This is a genomic window from Thermovenabulum sp., from assembly GCF_049701175.1.
Lineage (GTDB): Bacteria > Bacillota > Thermosediminibacteria > Thermosediminibacterales > Thermosediminibacteraceae > Thermovenabulum.
This window is the reverse complement of the sequence record NZ_JBNATW010000053.1, coordinates 1-5,985: the sequence shown is the minus strand read 5'-3', so window position 1 is coordinate 5,985 and position 5,985 is coordinate 1. Positions and strand designations below refer to the sequence as shown.

Sequence of the window (5,985 nt, the reverse complement as noted above, 5' to 3'; positions counted from 1 at the left end):
ACTACCTGTGATTACCAATTTTTAGGGAATCTTCATATTTTTGTTTGACGCTACCATTTTTTCTTTTAATGAATATACAGCTTCTTTGAAAACCTTTCCCCTTTCCTCAAAATTTTTAAACATATCCCAACTGGCACATGCTGGAGAAAGCAATACTGTGTCACCCGCTATTGCTGAATTTTTGGCTTTAATTACAGCTTCTTGCATTGAAGAAGCTTTTTCTACTTGGTAAAACCCTTCTTCTTTTGCAGTTCTTTCTATCTTATCCGCAGTTTGCCCTATTAATATTACCTTTTTTACCCTGCCAAAAAATGCCCTAACGAAGGGTTTAAAATCCGCATTTTTGTCATAACCGCCTGCAATAAGAATAATTGGATCATCAATAGCTTCCAATGCTTTTATTGCAGCATCCGGATTGGTTCCCTTTGAATCGTTTATAAACTTTACCCCATCTACAGTATCCACATATTCTAATCGATGTTCTACTCCTTTGAAGTCTTTTAAAGTTTCAGCCATAGCATTCAAATTCGTTCCTGCCGCCCAGCAAGCCGCAACTGAAGCCAGAGCATTTTCTAAATTATGTAATCCCTTTATCCCTACTTCTTTTGCTTTTAAAATAGGTAAAATTTTATCGTGCTCTTTAATAACTATCACACCATTTTTAACAAAAACCCCTTGATTTAATTCAGTCTTCCTACTAAAATATACAATCTTGCTTCTTGCGAATTTTGATAATGAAAATACTATTGGATCATCGTAATTTAAAATTAAATAATCTTCTTCGGTTTGGTTCTCAAAGATTCTTGATTTTGCTTTTATATAATTTTCAAAGGTTTTGTGATAATTAATATGGTCTTCAGTTATATTTAAAATTACAGCAATTTTGGGTTTAAAATTTATTATATTTTCCAGCTGAAAGCTGCTAACTTCCAAAACGATATAATCTTTCACTCCTATTCTATCTGCTTCTTGAATAAAAGGAATTCCGATATTGCCCGCAACAGAAATATTTTTTCCGTCATTTTTTAATATCTCTCCTATTAGCGTTGTAGTAGTAGTTTTACCGTTAGTTCCCGTCACAGCTATTATTGGAGCCTTATTGAACCAGAAACCTAATTCCAATTCGCTAATTATTGGTACTCGTTTTTCCCGTGCTTTTTCTAAAAGTTCAATATCCATAGGAACTCCAGGGCTTGTGACAATTAAATCTACATCTTCAAGAAGGCTTAATGGATGATTGCCCAACACGAATTTTACATCTTTGCCCTCTAATTTTTTGATAGCATCTTTTAATTCATCTTCTTTTTTAATATCCGTTACGGTAACCTTTGCTCCCAACTTTACAAGCTCTTCACACGCCGCAGTGCCGCTTCTTGCAAGGCCTACAATTAAAACCCTCTTCCCTTTTACATCCATGAAAATATCCCCCCAAGTTACGAAAACGACAGGTTAAATATATAATACCCAATAAAGCAGGAAATTAAAGCTATAATCCAAAACAATAAAACAACTTTTACTTCACTAAGGCCACATAGCTCAAAGTGGTGGTGGAGAGGAGCCATTTTAAATATTCTTTTGCCCGTTGCCCTAAAATAAAGAACCTGAATAATTACCGATAAAGTCTCTACAACCAAAATAAAACCGAAAAATAAAAGATAAAATTGAGTTTTTGTAGAGAGTGCTAAAAAAGCTAATGCTCCTCCTAAACCCAAGGAACCTGTATCACCCATAAAAACCTTTGCTGGATAATGATTATAAAGCAAAAACCCTAAGGTTGCTCCACTAATAGCTGCTGAAAAAAACAAGATTTCATGAAAACCGAAAAATAATCCGATTAAAGTGTAAAAAAAGCTAATAATCAGCATAATGCCCGAAACCAAGCCGTCTAATCCATCGGTTAGATTAACACTATTTACTACACCCAAAATAATAAATACATTAAAGGGCATGTAAAATAACCCTAAATCTACAGCTTTTTCGAAAAATGGAATATAAACTTGCGAATCTCCCGGATATATCATATAAGCATATAATGTAAGTATTATAGCAAGTGCTAACTGCATTAAAATTTTTTGGCTGGCTCTCAATCCTAATGACCTTTTTTTTACGACTTTTATATAGTCATCTAAGAATCCTACTAATCCAAAACCTGTTGCAGCGATCACGGCTAAATTCGAAGCTTTATTAATACCTGAAAATATTACTGCTGTGATAATTATAGCAGGGATTATCATTATCCCACCCATTGTAGGGGTGCCCATTTTTTTTAAATGTCTTTTGGGACCATCCTGCCTTACCGTTTGACCAAATTTTAAATAGGATAATAGAGGTATTACAAAATTACCTGCAATTGCCACGAACATAAAAGCGGTTGCTGCAGCAAAAAAAAGATAAATCATTTTAAAACCTCCTGAACAACATATTGACAATGTCTTCAAATTTCATTGCTCTTGACGCCTTAACAAGCACTATATCTATATCCCTTATTAACGTGAAAAGTTCTTCTTCATTTATACTGTTTTTACTGCTGAAATAATGGACATCCTCCTTTTGTAATCCGCCTTTTAATGCCCCTTTTGTAATATCCTTTGCCCTTTCTCCTATTGCAATCAGCTTATCAACCCTTTTCGCTGCAAAAACCCCCACTTCAAAGTGGGCATCTGCTGATATTTCTCCAAGTTCTAACATATCTCCTAAAATAGCTGCTTTTCTTTTGTTCATACCATAATTGTATAATACCTCCAGTGCAGCTTTCATGGAATCAGGACTGGCATTATAACAATCATCTATAATAATTTTACCTGTAAATGTTTTTTTAAACTCAAGACGCCTCTTAGCTTTTGAAACATTCAGAAGGCCTTGCTGAATTTTTTCCTTATCAAGACCCACTGTAAAACCTACAGTTATAGCTGCTAATGCATTGTAAACATTGTGTAAGCCAAAAAGAGGTATTTTAAATCTACTACTGCCAAAAATCCCTTCAATTTCAAACTCCATTCCTTCATTTTCTATAAAAAGGGCATTTTTAACCCTAATATCTCCTTGATTCAAGCCAAAATAAAAAACCTTTTTATTAAATTTCCCTCTTTTAGCTAATAATTCGGGGCTATCCGCATTCAAAATCAGTATGCCATCATCTCTTAAAAATTCAACAACCTCCAACTTTGCTTTAGCTATGTTTTCCTTTGAACCTAATTTTTCAATGTGAGATACCCCTATATTAGTAATAACCGCAATTTCAGGTTTTACTATTGAAGACATCCTTCTTATCTCACCAAAACCGCTCATACCCATTTCTACAACGCCAAAGTTATAATAATCATCCAAATTAAAAAGCGTTAAAGGAAGGCCTATTTCATTATTAAAATTTCCTTCATTTTTTAAAACATTATACTCAGTTGAAAGAACAGAAGCGGTAAGTTCTTTCGTTGTAGTTTTACCCACACTTCCGGTAATTGCGACAAAGGGTATAGAAAATAAATTCCTGTAATACCCTGCAAGATCAAGAAGAGCATTTTTGCTGTTTTTGACAAAAATTATCGGAAAATTTTCTTCTACGAGGTTATTAACTTTATTGATGCATTCTTCTTCACAGAAACTTGCAATAGCACCTTTTTCAAAAGCATCTTGAATAAAATCGTGGCCGTCAAAATTCTCTCCCTTAATAGGTATGAAGAGTTCCCCCCTACTTATTGTCCGGCTATCCGTAGAAACCCCATAAACCTCGAAGGAATAATCTTTTAAAGTCTTCCCCTTTACTGCTTTAATTATATCTTCTATTTTTAAAGGTTTCACCTCATTTATCTCCTCTCATTTTTAAAAATTCTCTTGCAACCTCTCTATCGTCAAAGGGAATAACTCTGTCTTTTATTATCTGGTAATTCTCATGCCCTTTTCCTGCAATAAGAACAACATCATTTTTTTCTGCCATCTCTATAGCCTTTTTTATGGCTTGCCTTCTATCTACAATCTTTTCATAAGGTTTAGTTTTTATTACTCCTTCTTCAATATCCTCTATTATTTTTTCGGGATCCTCGCTTCTTGGATTATCCGAAGTTATAATAAAATAATCCGAAAGTTCTGAGACAATTTTCCCCATTTTAGGCCTTTTTGCGCGATCACGATCTCCTCCAGCACCAAAAACGGTTATAATACGACCTTTTGCAAAGGTTTTTATGGTATTCAGTACATTTTCAAGACCATCGGGCGTATGAGCGTAATCAACAATAACACTAAAATCCTGACCTTCTTTTATCGGTTCAAACCTACCAGGCACTCCCTTAACCTTTCCGATGGCCTCTACCGAAGTTTTTAAATCTATACCCAAAAGCAGAGCTGCTGAAATTGCTGCAAGGGAGTTGTATACACTAAATTTCCCAGGCACCTGATAATTAACTTTAATTTTTTGGCCATTGTAAATTATATTATAACTGACCCCATCTTCTGATATATTTACATCTTCAGCTTTAATATCAGCATTATTCTCTATGGCGTAAGAAACATAAGGGATTTTTATTTCTTTAATTAACCTCTTACCGTGCAAATCATCTATATTGATAGCGGCTTTTTTAGAAAGGTCAAAAAGTTTTCTTTTTGAACAATAATAATCTTCAAAATCTGCATGGAAATCTAAATGATCCTGAGTAAGATTTGTAAAAACACCTACTTCAAAAGCCACATCGTCTACCCTTGACAGTTTTAAAGAATGAGATGATACTTCCATGCTAACAAAGTTAATACCCCGTCTTTGCATTTCGTAAAAGGTTTTATGAAGTTCTAACGACTCAGGAGTAGTTCTTTCAGATGGAAATAATTCCCCATTTATGTATATGCCAAGGGTTCCTATCACACCTGCTGATAATCCCGAGTGTTCTAAAATCGATTTTACAAGATAAGTAGTTGTTGTCTTGCCATTTGTCCCGGTAACACCTACTATTTTCATTTTTTTTGATGGGCTTTTGTAAAAATAATCCGAAATAGTGGAAAGGGCTTTCCTTGAATTTTCTACAAGAATATATAAAATGTCATTATTTTTAACATCAACTTCCTTTTCAACAACTACCGCAGAAGAGCCTTTTTCAATGGCATCGTTTAAATATTTATGGCCGTCATCTTTAAAACCTGTTATAGCCACAAAAAGGCTATTTTTTCTTACCTTTCTTGAATCATATTGCACATCTTCTATTATAACATTTTGATTCCCTCTTACACTTTTTATATCTTTCAAAATATTTATCAATTCACGACCTACTAACATAGAGAAATAATTCCTGGTCATCTAAACTGTGACAAACTTCCCAGTTTAGAAGGCTGGGCTATTTATAGTCCGCCCTTTCAGAGAGTGCTCATTCCCAGCAGGCGGTATTTAAGCACTCCCATAGCCCCTGCCCCAAGAAGCAGGAACTCGCGCCCTTAACCGGGTCTCCCCACTTGCCCTGAATGTAATACTCCCTTCAGGACAGAGACGTCCCTTAATACCCTCTCAGGGGAGAGTGGCGTTACCACCGCTACCTTGAGAACTCGCCAGAGATTATAGCTTGTGCTATAGGCACTAATACTTGTTCCACCCAGAGGTATTAGTGCCTTCCCTGGCTCACTCCCAAGGCTTTTTATCAGTTTTATCGCTCTGTCTATCTCCTTTAGTTGCCTTTTCTTTAGTTGTTTGTTCTTAACCGTTCTCTTTACGTGCTCTTTTAATTCCTCCAATTCGTCAGCATCTAAATCTTTTAGAATTGCCATATACCCTTCGGGAATTTGCTCTTTTAATCCAAGCCCTCTTCTTGCTATTACGTATGCAGCTGCTATGTCCTTGCTTACCATATACTGCTCCCTTTGTCCCTTATATCCAATCTCTCAATCACAATAGCTTTTTGTCTTTCTTCTGCTATCTCTACTATTTTGTGAGCGCACTGCCATCTGAAATACTCTCCCTTGTTTGAACTCCCACTTTCAAGTTCGGGCGTCGGAATTTCACCATATCTCAAC

The 5,985-nt window shown here is 35.4% G+C and carries 4 protein-coding genes and 1 pseudogene; all 5 read right to left on the bottom strand.

The annotated features are described in order from the left end of the window. Positions 1–21: 21 nt before the first annotated feature. A complete protein-coding gene (gene murD / locus ACPLVF_RS11870) occupies positions 22–1,416 on the bottom strand; it encodes a UDP-N-acetylmuramoyl-L-alanine--D-glutamate ligase (RefSeq protein ID WP_424908035.1) in 1,395 nt (464 codons plus the stop codon). Between the two features lie 17 nt (positions 1,417–1,433). Continuing rightward, positions 1,434–2,399: a phospho-N-acetylmuramoyl-pentapeptide-transferase gene (gene mraY, locus ACPLVF_RS11865; protein WP_424908034.1), complete on the bottom strand. Its 966-nt coding sequence runs from the start codon at positions 2,397–2,399 to the stop codon at positions 1,434–1,436. Between the two features lies 1 nt (position 2,400). Next, positions 2,401–3,795, bottom strand: a complete 1,395-nt coding sequence (locus ACPLVF_RS11860) for a UDP-N-acetylmuramoyl-tripeptide--D-alanyl-D-alanine ligase (protein ID WP_424908033.1) — start codon at positions 3,793–3,795, stop codon at positions 2,401–2,403. Between the two features lies 1 nt (position 3,796). Further along, the gene (locus ACPLVF_RS11855) at positions 3,797–5,257 is read right to left on the bottom strand and encodes a UDP-N-acetylmuramoyl-L-alanyl-D-glutamate--2,6-diaminopimelate ligase (RefSeq protein WP_424908032.1); all 1,461 of its coding nucleotides are present in this window, start codon (positions 5,255–5,257) and stop codon (positions 3,797–3,799) included. A 155-nt stretch (positions 5,258–5,412) separates the two neighbouring features. Further along, a pseudogene (locus ACPLVF_RS11850) lies at positions 5,413–5,985 on the bottom strand (IS200/IS605 family accessory protein TnpB-related protein); the annotation flags it as partial.

Bases quoted from the DNA above. Each gene is read 5' to 3' on its own strand.
- murD (WP_424908035.1), bottom strand. From the start codon at position 1,416: ATGGATGTAAAAGGGAAGAGGGTTTTAATTGTAGGCCTTGCAAGAAGC.
- mraY (WP_424908034.1), bottom strand. From the start codon at position 2,399: ATGATTTATCTTTTTTTTGCTGCAGCAACCGCTTTTATGTTCGTGGCA.
- ACPLVF_RS11855 (WP_424908032.1), bottom strand. From the start codon at position 5,257: ATGTTAGTAGGTCGTGAATTGATAAATATTTTGAAAGATATAAAAAGT.